General features: G+C 48.5%; 16 protein-coding genes. 13 read left to right on the top strand and 3 right to left on the bottom strand.

What is annotated here, in order from left to right; genetic code table 11:
- Positions 1-67: 67 nt before the first annotated feature.
- Positions 68-316, bottom strand: a complete 249-nt coding sequence (locus BM202_RS10935; protein ID WP_093825848.1) for a hypothetical protein — start codon at positions 314-316, stop codon at positions 68-70.
- A gap of 312 nt (positions 317-628) precedes the next feature.
- Here BM202_RS10935 and BM202_RS10930 point away from each other — a divergent pair, with 312 nt between their 5' ends.
- From BM202_RS10930 to BM202_RS10910, 5 genes are all read left to right on the top strand, one after another.
- Positions 629-895, top strand: a complete 267-nt coding sequence (locus BM202_RS10930) for a hypothetical protein (protein WP_093825847.1) — start codon at positions 629-631, stop codon at positions 893-895.
- 105 nt (positions 896-1,000) lie between these two features.
- Positions 1,001-1,252 carry a hypothetical protein gene (locus BM202_RS10925; RefSeq protein WP_245776616.1) on the top strand — a complete coding sequence of 84 codons (252 nt, stop codon included), beginning with the start codon at positions 1,001-1,003 and terminating at the stop codon, positions 1,250-1,252.
- A 313-nt stretch (positions 1,253-1,565) separates the two neighbouring features.
- Positions 1,566-2,879 (top strand): esterase-like activity of phytase family protein, encoded by a 1,314-nt coding sequence (locus BM202_RS10920; protein ID WP_093825843.1) that lies wholly within the window; start codon positions 1,566-1,568, stop codon positions 2,877-2,879.
- Between the two features lie 367 nt (positions 2,880-3,246).
- Positions 3,247-4,635: a glycoside hydrolase family 140 protein gene (locus BM202_RS10915; protein ID WP_093825841.1), complete on the top strand. Its 1,389-nt coding sequence runs from the start codon at positions 3,247-3,249 to the stop codon at positions 4,633-4,635.
- A gap of 132 nt (positions 4,636-4,767) precedes the next feature.
- Positions 4,768-6,051 carry a Gfo/Idh/MocA family protein gene (locus tag BM202_RS10910; protein ID WP_093825839.1) on the top strand — a complete coding sequence of 428 codons (1,284 nt, stop codon included), beginning with the start codon at positions 4,768-4,770 and terminating at the stop codon, positions 6,049-6,051.
- 63 nt (positions 6,052-6,114) lie between these two features.
- Here BM202_RS10910 and BM202_RS10905 read toward each other — a convergent pair whose 3' ends face one another.
- Together BM202_RS10905 and BM202_RS10900 are read right to left on the bottom strand one after the other, a co-directional pair.
- A complete protein-coding gene (locus BM202_RS10905) occupies positions 6,115-7,590 on the bottom strand; it encodes an FG-GAP repeat domain-containing protein (protein WP_093825837.1) in 1,476 nt (491 codons plus the stop codon).
- Between the two features lie 162 nt (positions 7,591-7,752).
- Positions 7,753-9,876, bottom strand: coding sequence for a S9 family peptidase (locus BM202_RS10900; RefSeq protein WP_093825835.1), 2,124 nt, complete (start codon positions 9,874-9,876; stop codon positions 7,753-7,755).
- A gap of 165 nt (positions 9,877-10,041) precedes the next feature.
- Between BM202_RS10900 and BM202_RS10895 the strand changes: the two genes are divergently transcribed.
- The 8 genes from BM202_RS10895 (at position 10,042) to rpsI (ending at position 18,909) form a co-directional block, all read left to right on the top strand.
- A complete protein-coding gene (locus BM202_RS10895) occupies positions 10,042-10,743 on the top strand; it encodes a DUF3431 domain-containing protein (RefSeq protein WP_093825833.1) in 702 nt (233 codons plus the stop codon).
- Positions 10,744-10,851: 108 nt separating this feature from the next.
- Positions 10,852-12,345 carry a M20/M25/M40 family metallo-hydrolase gene (locus BM202_RS10890; RefSeq protein ID WP_093825831.1) on the top strand — a complete coding sequence of 498 codons (1,494 nt, stop codon included), beginning with the start codon at positions 10,852-10,854 and terminating at the stop codon, positions 12,343-12,345.
- Positions 12,346-12,471: 126 nt separating this feature from the next.
- A complete protein-coding gene (locus BM202_RS10885; RefSeq protein WP_093825829.1) occupies positions 12,472-12,870 on the top strand; it encodes an FtsL-like putative cell division protein in 399 nt (132 codons plus the stop codon).
- Complete coding sequence (locus BM202_RS10880) at positions 12,860-14,980, top strand: penicillin-binding protein (protein WP_093825827.1); 2,121 nt, start codon at positions 12,860-12,862, stop codon at positions 14,978-14,980. The genes BM202_RS10885 and BM202_RS10880 overlap by 11 nt, the downstream gene beginning before the upstream one ends.
- Positions 14,981-15,146: 166 nt before the next feature.
- A complete protein-coding gene (locus tag BM202_RS10875; protein WP_093825825.1) occupies positions 15,147-16,634 on the top strand; it encodes a UDP-N-acetylmuramoyl-L-alanyl-D-glutamate--2,6-diaminopimelate ligase in 1,488 nt (495 codons plus the stop codon).
- 103 nt (positions 16,635-16,737) lie between these two features.
- Positions 16,738-17,946 (top strand): phospho-N-acetylmuramoyl-pentapeptide-transferase, encoded by a 1,209-nt coding sequence (gene mraY, locus BM202_RS10870; RefSeq protein WP_093825823.1) that lies wholly within the window; start codon positions 16,738-16,740, stop codon positions 17,944-17,946.
- A 126-nt stretch (positions 17,947-18,072) separates the two neighbouring features.
- On the top strand, positions 18,073-18,516 hold the full coding sequence (gene rplM / locus BM202_RS10865; protein ID WP_093825821.1) for a 50S ribosomal protein L13: 444 nt from the start codon (positions 18,073-18,075) through the stop codon (positions 18,514-18,516).
- Positions 18,517-18,522: 6 nt separating this feature from the next.
- The gene (rpsI, locus tag BM202_RS10860) at positions 18,523-18,909 is read left to right on the top strand and encodes a 30S ribosomal protein S9 (protein WP_093825819.1); all 387 of its coding nucleotides are present in this window, start codon (positions 18,523-18,525) and stop codon (positions 18,907-18,909) included.
- Positions 18,910-19,054 lie beyond the last annotated feature (145 nt).

Here is a 19,054-nt window from a genome sequence, read left to right as displayed (position 1 = left end):
ACTGACAACGTTCGGTGAGAGTAAAGACTTTACTTTACTAGCCCCGAATGTTTATGAGTGTATACAATTATGCTTCTGTTGAAGTATCTATAGGGCTGACTACTTTTTTCGATTTTTTAGGCTCATGAGCCGCTTTATTGGCTGGCTTGTTTTTCTTTTCTTCTTTATTAAGAAGTTTTACTAATTTCTTTGCCAGCTTGTTAGCCGACTTCTCAATGGCTTTTTTAAACTTCTTCGACTGCTCGGTGGCTTCGCCTAATTTGGTTTCAACCGCGGTTGTAATATCCTGAGCAAGTGCCTTTTTTTTAGCTTTCATTCTAAAATTTTATTAGTGATGGGTAACGAGAAAAAAATCTACAAATAAATACGAAAGAAAAGGCACAAACAAAAAGGCAATGTTAAGTTTATGTTATCATTTCGGCAATTTTTGATGCATCCACTATCAAAGGTTGAGCAATAAGCTTCCTACAACTAATCTTCTTTTGACGGTAATAAACAGAAGTTGGCTATGTCGCGTCAGCGAACTTTCCTGTGCGGATGGGCAATTAATTAACCTTACCATAATTATCACGTAACATACGATTTTGGGTTACTCGCTACCTTTACAGCGCACCACACATGGGTACGTATGCGCTTCATCGCCGTTTTTTATCAACAGCGTACCATCTACGGCATGGGGTTCGAGTCAGTAATTGACGCCAACGATTTTCTGTTCCGGGGCTACGAAGACAATGACCTCGTTCCTCGTGGAATCTACGACATCATGACGGACAATGTGACCCCTTATGCGCATATCGATCAACTTATTGGTAATGATAAGCTGGAAACAATCCGTCAGTTTGCCATTGAGTACATGAAGCAGATTTGCCAACATATGTCTTTGCATGAGCGATAAACATATCGCAACGTGACTAGTTAAGGGATAGCACGTCTAGTGGTAAGAGGTTAAATGATTGATTTATATACCAAACAATGATTTTGAACGAGTATGGGACTTGTGATGAAAGTAACAGTAGAGAATATAGCCAGGCTATGGTTTGGGGCAGATACACCGATTCGGCAATATAAGATCGCGATGAATCCGCAACTCTGGACAGCTTGCCAGCGGGTAAACCAGGTTTTTATTGCTCCATCAGGCGCGTTAAATCGGGAGCAGTACCGGAAATCGGATAAGAGCGCGTTCGCCAGAGCCGTTCAAGAGGAATTAGAGTCCAGGAAGCTTTTAGTTGAAGACATTTATGAATTGGTCTGATTAACTGCTCATGGCGGTTATCTCTCAGACGCAGATTTATATACTTTTCATAATAAGTGCTTTATCGACAGTGATCTGACAACACCCTACATTTATTTATCCAATTCGTTGGGTGTCATCAAAAACAAAAATGCCAGCTCTTCGGGAGCTGGCATTTTTGTTTTTGACTCGATAAATAGTTGCTACGTATCGTTAGCGATCAGACAGCCTTTGAAACCTTAATATAACCTTAATAAACAAGGGCAATAGATGACGCACGGGTAATATGGGATGGTTTAGCTTTATGGCGTCAATATAACCTTTCTCTTTTGCCATGAATAGATCCGTTTTATCGGTTCGGTTAACCATCCTTGGTGCGCTTGTTAGTGGATTAGTTGTTACAGCCTGCCAGGACCATCTTCTACCTTCCATTCAGTACCCGAGCTTTGCCGAAGCGAGCGATCCAAACGTATTAGCGACTTCGCCTAATGGTACGGTTATCTACAACGGTGGGTTTGGGTCGGCCATTGCGGCTGATCCCACTGATCCAAACGTGTTTTATCTATTAACCGATCGAGGACCGAATGCCGCTGGATCGGTGGCAAATTCGATCATTTTCGGAAAAGCTGACTTTACCCCCCAGGTCGGCAAATTCCGGGTAGTTGGAGACAAACTGGTTCTGGAACAGACCATCTTACTTAAAAATGCAGCCGGACAGCCATTAACCGGTCTACCTAATCCCATCGGGCAAGGTAACACAGGTGAAATTGCGCTTGATTTAATGGGCCAGACGATTGCCCCGAATGCCGACGGTCTGGATTCAGAAGGATTGGTCATAGCGCCCGATGGTACGTTCTGGATCAGCGATGAATATGGGCCTCATATTGTCCATTTTGATGCGACCGGTAAAACCATTGAGCGTATCAATCCATTTGGCTCCGGCACTGGCGGACGTACATTACCCAAAGTGCTGGCTCGCCGTCGCCCGAACCGGGGTATGGAAGGATTAACGATGACGCCCGATGGAAAAACACTGGTTGGGTTGATGCAATCACCGATGTATAATCCCTCTTCGGCAGCGACAACAGGCTCTACCGTGCTACGTGTGCTGACATTCGATATTGTGACTGGTGCCACGAAACAGTATGCCTACCTCATGGAAAATGCAAGCCTGACAGGATGTAGTGACGTAGCAGCCATTACAAATACAACATTTTTAGCTCTGGAGCGTGATGGTGATTATGGTGGCAACCCTACCAAACCCGCGACCTTCAAACGCATCTACAAATTTGATCTTGCCGGAGCAACCGATATTTCTGATGCCACGAACGGTGATGGTGGTCGGCTTTTCAATGGCTTAACCGTAGAACAACTCAAAGATAAAGCTGGCCTACAGGCTGCTGGCGTTGTTCCGGTTACCAAGACGCTGGTGTTTGATCTATTAAAGGATATTTCGCCGGTTTATCCGCACGATAAAGCCGAAGGGGTTACGTTGCTTGGAGCAAATCGGCTGGCCATTTCCAATGATGATGATTTTGGGGTAGTGGACAATGGACAAAATGGATTTATGGCAAAGATTTTACCCGCTACGGGTAAGGTTGATCTGAACCGGATTTATTTCGTTACGTTGCCAACGCCCTTGAAATAAAGCAAATTCAAGTTGGAGTCAATATTGTGAATGCTGACAAGATCGACCACGTCAGAAAATAGTGAATCAATCGATACCCTAGCCGGGCGACTCCTTAACGGTTCGCCCGGCTTCTTTACGTAATGGGAGGTGGTTAACGTATTAATTTGCAACGCTTTGATTGTAGTGTAATCTACACTAGCCGCGACCAGCGATGATTACCCCAACAAGGCGGCTCGATAATCCGATTCGGTTTTAGTTGCGGGCGGTGCTGTAATTCTTGAATAACTTTATTGTTAATTTACCTGTCAAGATGCCCATCCGTTCAAAAACTGACAGAGCAGGTTAAAAATAGTACGGCAAGAAAATTCAGGTTACAGTGAAACTCATGAAAAAACTCCTCATGCTTACCGGACTCTTGCTGATGCAGGTCTTGCTTTGGGCGCAGCAGCCGTTCACGAATGGCCGGTTGAAAGTGTCGGACAACAAACGATACCTGGTTCACCAGAACGGTACGCCATTTTTCTGGATGGGTGATACCGCCTGGGAACTGTTTCACCGACTTAACCGCGAAGAAGCTGATCAATACCTCAAACGTCGGGCCGAGCAGGGATTTACGGTCGTACAGGCGGTGGCACTTGCTGAATTCGACGGCCTTAAAGAGCCGAATCCGTATGGTGATACGCCCCTCCTGAACAACGACCCCACTACACCCAACGACGCTTATTTCAAGCATGTCGATTACATTATCGATAAAGCAGCGCAGTACGGCATCGTTATTGGCTTTCTGCCGACCTGGGGCGACAAAGTCTTCAAAAGTACGTGGGGTCAAGGGCCCGAAATCTTTACCGTTGCCAATGCGAAAGTATACGGACGCTATGTGGGCAATCGCTACAAGAACCGGGAGAACATCGTCTGGGTTCTGGGGGGCGATCGTAATCCGCGCGATGGTTCGCAGGACGTAGCAATTTGGCGCGCGATGGCCGCCGGTATTCAGGAGGGGGTTGGAGGAGCCAGTAAGGCACTGATAACGTATCACCCGCAACCCAACGGTCTCGACGGGGGCGCATCGAAATGGTTTCAGGCCGACGACTGGTTTGCCTTCAACATGCACCAGAATGGCCATTGCCGTTTTACGCCCATGTACGACCATATCAGCGTGTCGTACAATCGTCAGCCGATCAAGCCTACGATGGACGCCGAACCGATTTATGAAGACCACCCGGTTTGTTTTAATGTCAAAGATCTGGGCACATCCAATGCCTACGACGTACGACTGTATGCCTATCTAGACCTGTTTGCGGGGGCTCACGGCCACACCTACGGCTGTCACGATATCTGGCAGATGTACAGTACGAAACGGCCATCGGTCAACGGTCCCCACATGTATTGGCAGGAAGCGATGGATTTACCCGGTGCCAATCAGATGACATACGTTCGGAAGTTAATGACCGCTCGCCCGCAGCTTGATCGCGTTCCCGACCAGTCCTTGGTTGCTGAAAACAACCTGAGTGCGGCCGAACGGATTCAGGCTACTCGTGGCAAGGATTATGCCTTTGTTTATTCGGCTGTAGGCAAGCCATTTACGGTAAATCCGGGAAAAATCTCTGGCAAAACCATTACTGCTACATGGTTCGATCCGCGAACGGGCAAGACCAAATCAGCCGGTACGTTCGACAATCAAAAACCGCAACAATTTACTCCTCCCTCGAAAGGCTACGGCCAGGATTGGGTGCTGGTGCTGGACGATGCCGCAAAGAATTATCCGGCTTTGTAAACGTACTTGAATATGCGGCACAATCAAGAAAAAAGGACGCTCATGTACAGTAGATTTCTTCGTCTTCCCGTCATTAATAGTGATGAGTCAGTAAACGTATTCTAACGTAGCAACCTGAACCGCTCCTTCGCTATGACGCTCCAACCCAATCGCCGGGATTTTATAAAGCAAAGCAGTGCGGCTGCGCTTAGTCTGGCTATGTTTCCCAGTCTGAAACGCAAAGTCGCCCCCAGCGACCGGCTGCGCGTGGCTCACATTGGCCTGAATGGCATGGGCACCAACCACCTGAACTGGTTCGCCAAGTTGCCCGACGTGGAAGTCGTTGGCCTGTGCGATCTGGACGAAACCCATTTGAGCAAAGCGTTAAATACGTTGCAGACATTACAGCCCGATACAAAGGCTAAAACCTACGCCGATTTCCGGCATCTGCTCGACCGGAAGGATATTGACGCCATTACCTGCGCCACCCCCGACCACTGGCATGCGCAGGTGGCCATCATGGCTTTTCAGGCGGGGAAAGATGTATATGGGGAAAAACCGCTGTCCTATAGCGTCCGGGAAGGCCAGAAAATGCTCAAGGCGCTAAATCGCTATGACCGCATTTTTCAGTTAGGCACGCAAATTCACGCGGGCGATAACTACCACCGCGTCGTCGAGATTATTCAGTCTGGAGCTATTGGTAAAGTGCATACGGTTCGGCTCTGGAAAACCGGCTTTCCGCCGGTGCTCGGCCCGGCCAATTACCAGACGCCACCTGCTACGTTAAACTGGGATATGTGGCAGGGGCCAGCTCCAGCTTCCCTCTATACGCCGGAGCGTTGCCATTTCACGTATCGGTATTTTCTGGATTATTCGGGCGGGGTATTTCAGGATTTCTGGTGCCACATTGCCGACGTAGTGTGGTGGGCGATCAATCCGACGGGCCTCAAACGTATCAGTGCGAAAGGTGAAGCACCCGAAGGCATTGGTGATGCCCCGAAATGGATCGACATCGATTACGAATTCGAGGGGCTAAATCTGCACTGGACCAGTACGCCACCGAACGTACCGGGTGCCGAAAAACGAGGCATCGGCGCTTATTTTGAAGGCGACAAAGGCACGCTACTCTGCGATTATAATACCCGTGAAATCACGATCAATGGGGTGGTTATGAACGACATTGCCGAGATACCAATTACCCTGGAACGCTCACCGGGTCATCAGCAGAATTTTGTAAACGCCGTAAAATCGCGTAAGCAACCAGAATCCAATCTGGCTTACGCCCGCCAGATGACCATGCCCATGCACCTTGGCCTGATTGCCTACCGACTGGGTCAGCCACTGGAATGGAACGCTCGCAAGGAGAAATTCAGGCACAATTTCGACGCGAATGCACTTCTGTCGCGGGAATACCGGAAGGGCTGGGATTTGATATGACCGGCAGTCTCAAATGAATTGCAACGGATTTAAATCCGTTGCAGTTAACAAGTTTACAAACTCCTAACGCGTCTTATTCTTCAAAACAATCAGCGGCAAATGCGTGTCCCAGGTTGGTTTTAAGCCTTCCTGAATGATAAACGTCTTTGAAAAATTTCCCAGCACTACGTCCGCATCGCCATCCTGATCAACGTCGTTCACATCCATACAAATCCATCGCCCATATGTACTGACGGGCAACGCGTGTGGCCGAAACTGTAAGGGCTTTTGCTGCTCAAAATATAGGCAACCCTCGGCCGCGTTGCGTTGAAAATCAGCGAAGAAAGCAATAGTGGCAATGTCTAAATCGCCATCCTGATCAAAGTCAGAAGCAATGGCTTTGGTGCAACCATTGATGGGATAAAAATACGTCTGTTTGTACCGAAAATCGCCTTCGTTGAGGTAGATATAGACGCCATGATAAGGTTTCAGGATTTTCGAAAAGTCGCTGTTATCTCCGCAGGTGTACAAAATGTCCAATCGACCATCTTTGTTAAAATCAACGAGTTGAAAACTGGTTGACCCATACACTGACGGAAATCGCAGTACGTTACGTTCCCTGAATCCACCTTTTTGATCATTCAGAAATAGCCATATACCTTCGTCAGCGTGGGCAAACAAAACCATAAGATCGGGCCAGCCATCGGCGTTGAAATCACCAACTGTAGCCTGACTTGCTCCGGCGACTTCTTTTATTGGTAACTTCGTAAATTGATGATCCGGTTGTTGTTTTAACCAATACAGCCCGCCTTTCAAATGCCCGAAACCACACACAGCCCAATCGGTTAGCCCATCTTTGTTGAAATCGGCGCTCACCGACTGAAGTGGACGGGGTAAGTCGGTAGCCAACGTAGTTGAATCAGTGATTTTTTTTCGCGTCACGTCCAGCGTTATCAATTTCCCTTTCGAAATGTCGGCGGCACGCATGGTGCCCAAACACGTGAATAAGCCTTGTTCCTTGCCTTTGGCATCCCGAAAGAACGTAGCGTCAACAGCCGCCGACGCTAGTTGCTTAAACGGAGTTGGTCGCAGATTTTTATCCCAACGCGTCAAATCACTACGTAGCGCATCACTCGAATAAAGTTGATGACCAATGGTATCCATCGTCACTAACGTCGTCATAGCCATTTGCGTGGTGTCGCGCGTGGGTTTTTCAAGCGCAAAAATAGCCCAGTCATTCACGACGGGCTCGGTATTTTCGACGGATTTCAGCGTTGCCGGAGCCAGCGTTTCATAATAGGCAATTAACTTTTGCCAATCGTTAAACGAAATAGCCGCCTTCGTTCCCGAATAATACTGACCACCGGGATACACCTCCAACCCCAGATTAGGTGCCATAGCGGGCAAGACGTGCCTGACCCACGTTGCTTTATCCAGCAGTTCGGGCGATGGAACGAGATGACAGCTCACGCAATGCTGTTGCGCCAACTGCTTCCCTTCGTCCAGTACCGGATCATTCAGCGCAGCATCATTACCGGAGTTGCAGCTTCCGGCGACCATGCAAAGACTTGTGAGTACTACAAGTCCACTAAATGATCCAGAAAAAGAGAGTTTAGGGAGAATCACTACAATGATGTAGTTTTTCTGTCATTCCTCCTGCCGCACCAGCGGACCGGTCGGAATGACAGAAAATTGAGATTTTTTTAATTGAAAAAACGGTTCTTACTGCCGGTCACCAACCAGGTTTAGCATGAACGCATATTCAAGCGCAATTTCTTTCAGCGCCTGGAATCGACCCGATGCGCCCCCGTGACCGGCTTCCATGTTGGTATGAAGCAGCAACTGGTTGCTGTCCGTTTTCATAGCCCGAAGCTTAGCAACCCATTTGGCAGGCTCCCAATATTGTACCTGCGAATCGTGCAGTCCTGTCGTTACGAGCAGGTTTGGATACGCTTTCTTTTCGACGTTGTCGTAGGGTGAATACGAAAGCATGTAGTCATAATACTCCTTATTTTTCGGATTGCCCCACTCCTCAAACTCACCCGTTGTAAGGGGAATACTTTCGTCGAGCATCGTGGTTACTACGTCTACAAAGGGAACAGCCGCAACAACGCCCCGGTACAGTTGCGGAGCCTGGTTGATAACAGCACCCATCAGTAAACCACCTGCGCTACCGCCCATCGCGAAGAGTTTGCTGGTGCTGGTGTACTTGTTTTTGATCAGATATTCCGATACGTTTACAAAGTCGTTGAAGGTATTTTTCTTCTTCAGCATTTTGCCATCTTCATACCATCGGCGGCCCATTTCCTGCCCACCCCGAATGTGTGCAATGGCGAAAATAAATCCCCGATCAAGAAGACTTAGGCGCGTTGAGCTAAAGCCCGGATCAGTCGAGTAGCCGTATGACCCGTAAGAATATTGGAGCAACGGAGCCGAGCCATCTTTCTTCGTGCCTTTGCGATACACCAGCGAAACCGGAATTTTTACGCCATCGCGGGCGGTAGCATATGTCCGCTCCGATACGTAGTTGTTCTTGTCGAAGCCGCCCAAAATTTCCTGCTGTTTCTTCAGCGTTTTCTCCTTCGTATCCATGTTATAGTCGAAGGTGGAGCTAGGCGTTGTCAGCGACGAGTAACTGTAGCGTAAGATATTCGTGTTAAAATCTGGATTGTAGCCAATGCCCGCTACGTAGGCTGGTTCACCAAAATTCAGGTATTCGTCAGCCTTAGTTTTCTGGTTAATGACCCGAATGTTCGTCAGGCCCGCTTTGCGCTCACCCAACACGAGGTGATTCACAAATACGTCCATGTTGGCCAGATACACATCCGGCCGGTGCGCAATCACTTCTTTCCAGGTGGTCCGGTCAGCGGTTTTACCTTCGGGTACTTCCATTAATCGGAAGTTTTCGGCCTTCCAGTTGGTACGAACGTAAAACTTGTCCTTGTAATGAACAATGTCGTATTCGTGCCCTTTCTCACGCGGCAAAAAAACTTTGAACTCGCCCGTTGGCTGGCTGGCTTCCAGCAGTCTATACTCCGTAGCGACTCCATTATGGTCGACGCCAATCTCAATGTATTTCTTTGATTTAGAGCGGCTCAGGCCCATGTAGAACTGGTTGTCTTTTTCCTCGTAGACCAGTACGTCGGCGGCTGTAGGGCTGTCCAGTACGTGCCGATAGACCTGATAACCAAGCAACGTTTGCGGGTCTTTTTTGATGTAAAACAACGTTTTGTTATCAGTAGCCCAGGCAAAACTTCCCGCTTCGGTATCTTTAATGACTTCAGGATAAATCTTCCCGGTCTTGAGGTTTTTGATACGTAATGTATAGAGCCGACGACTAACGGTATCTTCCGCAAAAATGGCCAGTTCATCATTGTCTGATACTTCATAACCACCAAGCTGGTAGTAGTTGTGCCCTTTCGCCAGCGAATTCCCGTCGAACATGATCTCCTCGGTGCCTTGAAGCGAGCCTTTCTTACGACAGTAAATAGGATACTCGCCCCCCGTTACGTAGCGGGTGTAGTAATAATAGTTACCTTCTTTGTAAGGCACGGATTCATCCTGCTGCTTGATGCGCCCTTTCATTTCGTCGAAGAGCTTGGTCTGCAAGTCTTTAACGGGAGACAATACCTGATCGAGATAAGTATTTTCGGCGTTCAGGTACTTGATAACCTCAGGGTTTTCGCGCTCGTTGAGGTAGTAATAATTATCTGTCCGCGTATGTCCGTTCGTAACCAGTTCTTTAGGCTTAACGATGGCCTTCGGTGGATTCAGTATGGGAGTTTGTGCCTGGGTCATGCTATGCAGGGTAAGTAAAATAAGAAGCGTAAACCATGTTCGTTTCATATTGGTCTGGTGATGGTCGTTTCGATAGATTGCTCGTAAAAATAAGGTTTATTTAAACGCAGAGTCTAAAGAGAAGAGCGCAGAGACACATAAGAAAACAACTTAACTCCGCGACCTTTGCGTTTTCTCTGTTTCTCTGCGCCGGAACGCCGGATCGTTTAAATTATGATCGAACTTGTTGTTGCTCATTATACTGAAAACCTGAACTGGTTGCGAAATCTGCCAACTGGCTTGCAGAAAACTGTATACGACAAAAGCCCGGAAGGATTGACAGAATGGGAAGCCATCACATTGCCTAATATTGGCCGTGAAGCCCACACTTACCTGCATCACATCGTTAGCCGCTACGATTCACTGGCGGAGTGGACCATTTTCTGTCAGGGTAAGCCCTTCGATCATGCCTACGATTTCAAGAAAACACTACGTGAATTCGTGGCTGAACCTAATATGACCGGCCAGACTGGTTTCCGATGGCTCGGGCACCTGATTGATACTGACGACAATCAGGGGCACCGACTTTTCCAGCCCTGGAGTAAAAATGAAGATGGGCGTCGTCTTGACCTGCGGGGTTTCCATCGAGCGCTTTTTGACACCGACGGGCCAGAACTTTACACCTTCGTTTTAGGGGCTCAATTTGCTATTCACCGCAACGTAATATGCCAAAAACCAGTATCCTTTTATGAACGGGCATTGGCCGTATCAACGTCCTTTCCGGATGCCGCTCACTGTTTTGAACGTAGCTGGAATAAGGTTTTTGGCGTAGCTGGTATTGATCCGGATTGGCTTGCTGGACGAATTATGGTTCAATTAAAACCAATGAAGCCTAAGCCACCGTATGTAGCATCAACGTTTAATCAGAATTCGTAAATTTTCTCAATAGGTTCGAACGCTTTGTGGGTTTAATACGTCTAATCTTCGGCATCGAAATCTACGGCCATTTTTGTATCTTTAGCAAAGAACTCTACCACCCATATTATGGCCCGAACATTTTACGTGCCCCGTTTCCGGCTCGTGCTGTTCTGTATCGGCACTGCCGGTTGTTTAACTGCCTTTAATCCTGATAAACTTTCTCTTCAGAAAGCATTCTTCCGTATAAACAAGGAGGTAAGCGAACATAGTCGTGCCTACGAAACGCTCGCCGATGCCTCCGAGCGAGTCGGTCACCGGCTAACGGGTAGCCCCAACGGTAGTCGGGCAGAAGCCTATGCATTTGATTTGCTGTCATCATATGGCTATAAAGACGTACGCTTTGCGCCGTTTGAGGTTGAAGCCTGGGCCCGCGACACGGTTACGCTGTCGGTAGTACCGTATCGGAGCGACAATTTCCGTGATGTACCAGTCGTATCACTCGCCCACTCACCTATCGAAGCACACATACAAGGCGAAATTGTCGACGTGGGCAATGGGCTTGAAGGCGATTTTGCCGCGGTAAAAGATAAACTGAAAGGGAAAGTCGCTTTAGTCAATATTGGCCTAGCCGCACCAACCAAAGGTGCCCGAAACTTGCACCGTTCCGAGAAAACTGCACTCGCTATTCAGTACGGAGCCACAGGAGTTATAATGGTCAATCTGGTGCCCGGCAACGTTTTGCTAACCGGTACCGCGTCCGTAACAGGCAAACTCATTCCGATTCCGTCCGTTTGTATTTCACTCGAAAGCGGTCAGGCGCTACGTTCCTGGATTCAGGAAGAACACAGTCCACTTCATGCGGTTATCGACATGACCAATACGAGCCGCAAAATTCGCGCGCGCAACGTAGTGGTTACGCTAAATGGCTCGCAATATCCCGACGAAAAAATTATCGTCGGCGGGCACCTCGATTCTTGGGATCTGGCTACGGGTGCCATTGACAATGGGATTGGCTCTTTCGCTATTATGGACATAGCCCGCACGTTCAAGGCCCTGAAGCTCAAGCCTAAACGCACGATTGAATTTGTTCTGTTCATGGGCGAAGAGCAGGGGTTGCTGGGCTCTAAGGCGATGGTTGAAGAACTAAAGCAGACCGGTCAATTGGATAAAGTACGGTACATGATGAACCTCGACATGACCAATGACCCTACGGGCCTTAACGCTTTTGGCCGGTCTGACATCGTGCCGTTTTTAAATACGGTTGGTGAAACAATGAAAGAGGTAGAACCCACCTTTGCTAACCAAATGCAGAATCAGGCGGGGCTACATTCTGACCACCAACCGTTTATGCTTGAGGGCGTTCCGGTGGTAGGCATGAACGGTCATCTGACCAAAGACGTGCTTGATTGCTACCACGCCAACTGCGACCGGATTAACCTTGTCAATGCCGATCAGCTGAAAAATACCGTCCGGTACTCGACCATGCTGCTGTATGCCCTCGCCGACGCCGACGACATTCCAACCCGTCGCCAGACCGACACACAAACCCGCGATTACCTCGTGACACAGGGCCTACGTACCTCTCTGCAAATTGCCAATGAGTGGCGCTGGAAAGAATAGACATAAACGAATCACATTTTTGTACCGTTAAAAAATCTTTCTCACCGGGATTAAAGATTTCGTCGTTATCGGGACTGGAAATAATGTTTTCGTTTCTTTGTAGGTACATCGCATTCTCACCGTGTCATGGCAAAAAATACCTTTCGAGAACCCGAACGGATCGCCAAACAGAAAAAACAACGACGTAAAATCCGTCTGGCATCGTGGCTCAATGATTTCATTGGTTTAGATCGGCTATTTGGCGAAGACAACAGTTGGCCGATCCGGCATATTGATCGTATTCTGTGGGTTACGTTCCTGATGATTGTGTACATTGGCCTGAACCACAATGCCGAACGGCTGGTCCGGCGAATTCAGCGCACTAAATTGCAGGTAGACGAATTACGGTCTCAGGCAACAGTTCTACAGGCCGATTTTAACAAGAGCGGCAAACAATCCGAAATCAGCCGGCGCGTTGCAGCCCTTGGCCTTGCCGAAAGCCAAACTCCACCCCACAAAATAGTTGTCAAGTCAAATGAACATTAAGCAGGACATCATTCAACGGGCAAATCACGTCTTCTACGTGGTTATTGTGCTGGCTATTTGTGTTATTGTGCGGCTTGTATCTCTGCAGTATTTTCAGAAAGATTTAAAAGGCGAATACTGGCGCGAACGGGTAGCGTCAACCCTCATCCAACGCGATACGATTCGGGCCATGCGCGGCAACATCTATGGAACTGAAGAAAAACTGCTGGCAACATCCCTTCCAACCTATGTGGTTGGCTTAGACCCAACCATGGCTAAGCCCGAATATTTTAATAACAAGGTCGATTCTCTGGGCAAGCTACTGTCTCGTATTTACAAAGACCGCTCTGCCAGAGACTATGAGGATCTTATTCGCGATGCCCGCGCCCGCAAACGTCGCTACGTCCTGTTGAACCGTCGGCGTGTTACGTTTCAGGAGCGGCAGGAGATGCTTAAATGGCCGTTTTTCCGGTCGTCGCCCAAAGTGGCTGCTCGCGGAGGTGTGCTACGTCCCTATTACGAGCGGTATCACCCATTCGACCGGATGGCTGAACGTACAATTGGCAACCTCGATGCGAAAACAGGCCGGGGTTTAATTGGACTCGAAGCGAGTTTCCAGCCCGAGTTAGCCGGTAAAAACGCGGTTGGCCTGGTCGAAGTACTAGCGGGTGGGATACGAAAGCCCGTCAACGATGGCCCGGACATGAAGCCCGAGCCGGGCATGGATCTGTACACAACCATCAACGTCGACTATCAGGATATAGCTGAGTCAGCGCTACATGAAGCCCTCGTCAAGTATAAAGCAGACAAAGGCTGTGTGATCGTGATGGAAGTAGCGACGGGAGAAATCAGGGCCATGGCAAATTTGACCAGACGTGGGGATAAATACGTTGAAAACTTCAACCATGCCCTGGCAGGACGTACTGATCCTGGCTCCACGTTCAAACTAGCCACGATGATGGCGCTGATGGAAGAGAAAGCCATTTCCCTAAATCAGATGGTTGCGACGGGACAACATTCTGTTGTGTACAATGGTCTTAGGATAACGGATTCAAATGGGGGTGGATCGGGCACCATAACGGCGCGTCAGGTCTTTGAGAAGTCATCAAATATCGGCACTCATCTGCTCATGCGCACCTATTTCTATAGTCGTCCTGATCTGTATTGCCAGTATCTGCGCCAGTTCCACCTGACAGAACCGACGGGCATCCACATGAAAGGGGAAGCCCAACCGATTATTCGTAATCCCGACATGAGGGGCTGGAGTAAGGTTTCATTGACATCCATGTCCTACGGCTACGAAATGCAGATTACTCCGCTGCAAATGCTCACGTTTTATAATGCGGTAGCCAATAACGGCCATTGGGTGCGTCCCATGATCGTTAAGCAGATCCGGCGCGGCAAAGAGATTCTTGAAGACAATAAACCATACGTATCACCTACCCTTATCTGTTCCAGCGAAACCATACGAAAGGCGCAGGAACTCTTGCGCGGTGTGGTTGACCACGGTACGGCGAGACACATTAATAATCCGCATTACGGTATTTCGGGTAAAACGGGAACAGCGCAGAAGATTATTGGTGGGCTGTATCAGGCGGGGCGATATTACACCTCTTTTATTGGCTATTTCCCAGCCGACAAACCTAAGTACAGTGTAATTGCGGTCGTAGATAACCCCCATCAAGGTGATAATAAGGGCACTTTGTACGCCGGGGCGGTATCGGCCCCGGTATTTAAAGCAGTGGCCGACCGGATCGTCGCGTCCGACATTCGCATGCATGCGCCTATCCAACCCAATACGTCTCAGCCGCAATCGTCAACGGCGGGCTTGCTGGCGGGTTATGCCGACGACCTGCATACAATAGGCTCGGCCCTGCACATACGCAATGAACCATCGACCGAAGGCTGGGTAGAAGCTACGCCAAGTGGCCGCTGGAAATCTCGTCCAACCCGAACCGACCAGGTACCGGATGTTCGGGGACTATCGCTTCGTGATGCGTTATTCCTGCTCGAAAATCATGGGTATAAGGTGCTGACTGAGGGTCGTGGTAAGGTAAAAGAGCAATCGCTTGAGCCCGGAACAGGACCAGACAAAACAACGGGAAAGCGGATAACACTAACGTTAGGGTAATACCTAAAATAACATGTTTGATTTTCGGTCGACGAACGACATTAACCTAATGAATCTGATCGGAGGAAAGGTATGATGGAAGTAGGTCTTATAAAAAATTAGGCAATCCCGCGCTCAATCTGTTTTTTTGCGGGCTACAGACGAACTGGCCGTTTGTTAAAAACGAATGCAACTCAAAGACCTCTTCTATAAAATTCCCCTGCTGGCTACGTCTGGCAGCATGGAGACCGACGTAACGAACCTGACGATGGATTCACGAAAAGTTGGTCCCGGCAGTTTGTTCATAGCCATTCGCGGGACCATTTCCGACGGCCATTCATTCATCGAAACGGCGGTGCAAAAGGGTGCATCGGCCATTTTATGCGAAGAATTTCCCGATGATCCTGGTCAGTCTACAAATACAGTCGCTTACATTCGGGTGCAGGATTCGGCCCGATCGATGGGGTTAGCCGCGGCTAATTTTTACGGTCAGCCTTCACAGAAACTCAAGCTCATTGGGGTAACGGGTACGAACGGTAAAACATCGGTTGCTACATTACTTTTCTGGCTATTTCGGGCGTTGGGTTATCGCTGCGGACTTCTGTCGACGGTTCAGAATCAGATTGACGACGAAGTCATTCCCGCTACGCACACCACGCCCGACGTTATTACTACCAATCAATTGCTCACGAAAATGCGGGCACATGGTTGCACGCACGTATTCATGGAAGTGAGTTCGCACGCGGTGGTGCAGGAACGTATTGCAGGCTTAACATTTGCGGGCGGAATTTTCACGAATATCACCCACGACCACCTCGATTTCCACGGTACGTTCGATAAATATATACGGGCAAAAAAAGGATTTTTTGATCAATTGCCATCATCGGCCTTTGCCCTAACAAACGTAGATGATAAACGGGGATTGGTGATGCTTCAGAACACGGCTGCCCGCAAGGAGACGTACTCGCTGCAAACGCTGGCAACCTTCAAGGGGAAAATCATTGCCGACAGCCTGTTTGGGTTAAATATGTTTGTGAACGATCATGAGGTTTGGTTCAAACTGATCGGTCGCTTCAACGCTTACAATATCCTGAGTGTATATGGAGCCGCCGTATTACTCGGCGAAGACTCAGCCGACGTATTAACCTTACTATCTGGTCTTACGCCCCCACCCGGCCGCTTCGAGCAGGTCGTTTCAGACGATAAGATTGTGGGAATTGTCGATTACGCCCATACGCCCGATGCGCTTCAGAACGTACTGGAAACAATAAACGGGATACGGCAGACTGACGAGCAGGATTATCTGCCGCAGATTATTACGGTGGTGGGTTGCGGAGGAAACCGTGATGCGGCCAAGCGTCCTGTCATGGCCGACATTGCCTGCCGCTTTAGTAACCGCGTCATCCTGACCTCAGACAATCCTCGAAACGAAGACCCGATGGAGATTCTGGCGCAAATGCAGGCCGGCGTTTCGCCCGTTGACGTCAAAAAAACAACAACGATCGAGGACCGCCACGAAGCTATTCGACAAGCGGTTGCTTTCGCTCGTCCGCACGATATTATTCTTATTGCGGGAAAAGGTCACGAAACGTATCAGGAAATTAAAGGAGTCAAATACGATTTCGACGACCGGGCGGTATTGCGGGAAGCTTTCGCAGAACGCGGAAATCAGTAACTTTGGCACGTACAAAGAGCGAAAGAGCGAAAGAGTGGAGGAGCGCCTGTAAACCGCTATTGCTTTCCGCTCTTTCATTCTTTCACTCTTTCACTCTTTAAAAATGCTCTATTACCTCTTTCATTTCCTTGACGAACGTTACAACTTCCCCGGTGCCGGGGTTTTCCAATATATATCGTTTCGTGCCCTCGGTGCCGTTATAACCTCCCTTTTAATTGCCGCTATTTTTGGTAGACGTATCATTGATACGCTTCGGAACCTTCAGATTGGGGAATCCATTCGGGATCTTGGTCTGGAAGGGCAAATGCAGAAACGAGGTACACCAACGATGGGCGGGTTCATTATTCTGGCCTCGCTCCTCATTCCAGCGCTATTGTTTGCCAAACTATCCAACGTTTATGTCATCCTCGCGCTCGTTTCAACCGTCTGGACGGGTTTAATTGGCTTTTTAGACGACTACATAAAAGTCTTCAAAAAGAACAAAGAAGGTTTGCAGGGCAAATTCAAGGTGGTTGGTCAGGTTGGCCTGGGTTTGATTGTGGGACTAACCCTATCGTTCAATGACTACGTTAAAATCCGAAAATACGCCCCCAGATTATTGAATACATCTAACGTACCAGACGTCTATGCGGACATTAAGTCGACCCTGACAACAGTGCCGTTTGTTAAGAATAATGAGTTCGACTACAGTTCCCTCCTCTTCGGTTTCGTTCCGGACAGCTACACCTGGATTATTTACGTACTGATCTGCATATTCATCATCACGGCGGTATCGAATGGAGCGAACATTACGGACGGTATTGACGGCCTTGCCGCTGGTACATCAGTTATTATTGGGCTAACTATTGGGGTATTGGCTTATCTGTCAGGCAACAAAGTTTTCTCGCAATATTTGAACATTATGTACATCCCGAATTCGGGAGAGCTGGTAATTTTTTGTGCGGCTTTTGTTGGTGCCTGCGTCGGTTTTTTGTGGTACAACTCCTACCCTGCTCAGGTTTTTATGGGTGATACAGGTAGCCTGATGCTGGGCGGTGTCATTGCCGTACTATTTCTGGCCATCCGTAAAGAGCTGATGATCCCCATCATTTGCGGCATTTTTCTAATCGAATTAGTATCCGTAATTGCACAAGTCAGCTATTTTAAATACACTAAACGAAAGTATGGTGAAGGCAGGCGAATCTTACTGATGTCGCCTTTACACCACCATTTTCAGAAGAAAGGATACCATGAAGCGAAGCTGGTAACCCGTTTTTGGATTATTGGCATTATGCTGGCAGTAATGGCGCTGGCTACACTGAAGTTACGGTAAGCGTGATTTCTTAGTATCCCCTTGTTTTTCAGCCCAATACCTCGTATATTTGCACTCCCGTTTCAGGACGGGCCTGTTTTTTACGCAGGTAAGTATTTATAAATCAAACAATTAGTCTCCATAACAGTGAATACGCTCAGTTACAAAACAATCTCTGCCAACAAAGAAACGGTGCAGAAGGAATGGATTGTGGTTGACGCTCAGGGTGAAGTGCTCGGTCGGCTGGCCAGCCAAATCGCACGCCTGATTCGCGGCAAACACAAAACCAACTTCACTCCGCACGTTGACTGCGGAGATAACGTGATCGTCATCAACGCCGATAAGGTTCGCCTGACCGGTGCCAAGATGACCGACAAAGTCTACGTCCGCCATACGGGTTATCCCGGTGGTCAACGGTTTGCATCGCCCCGCTTGCTGCTTGAAAAACACCCCGAGCGCATTATCGAACACGCTGTAAAAGGCATGTTGCCGAAAAATCGGCTTGGTCGGCGGTTGTACACCAACCTGTATGTATACGCTGGTGGGCAACACCCGCACGAGGCTCAGCAACCAACAGCAGTTAAATTCTAAGTCATAATGGATCGTATTAATACCATTGGCCGCCGTAAAACTGCCATCTCCCGCATCTACATGTCGGCTGGCAGCGGAGCCATCTCGGTGAACGGAAAAGATTATAAACAATATTTTCCTACCGAAGTACTGCAAATTATTCTGAACCAACCGTTTGCAACCGTCAACGGTGTCGGTGGTTATGACGTAAAAGTCAACGTTCGTGGTGGTGGTGTGGCTGGTCAGGCCGAAGCTACGCGGATGGCGATTGCCCGTGCGCTTGTTGAACTGAATGCCGAGTTCCGTCCAGCCCTCAAAAAAGAAGGCTTCCTGACACGGGATTCACGCATGGTTGAACGGAAAAAGCCAGGTCGGAAGAAAGCCCGTCGCCGGTTCCAGTTCTCGAAACGTTAATTCGGCACGAAGGTTGGTGCCCGGAGCATGGTCTTTTCATTCCTTGCTCTTTGCACCCAGCACCTTGTTTATTTGTCCAGACTGCCCTTAGATGATGCCGACGGGCGGTGCTGCGTATTTTTCAAAACATTCATTTTTCATTACG

The sequence above is a fragment of the Spirosoma endophyticum genome (assembly GCF_900112365.1).
Classification (GTDB): Bacteria; Bacteroidota; Bacteroidia; order Cytophagales; family Spirosomataceae; genus Spirosoma; species Spirosoma endophyticum.
Note: the sequence above shows the minus strand (reverse complement) of the source record. Positions and strands in the feature narration are given on the sequence as shown.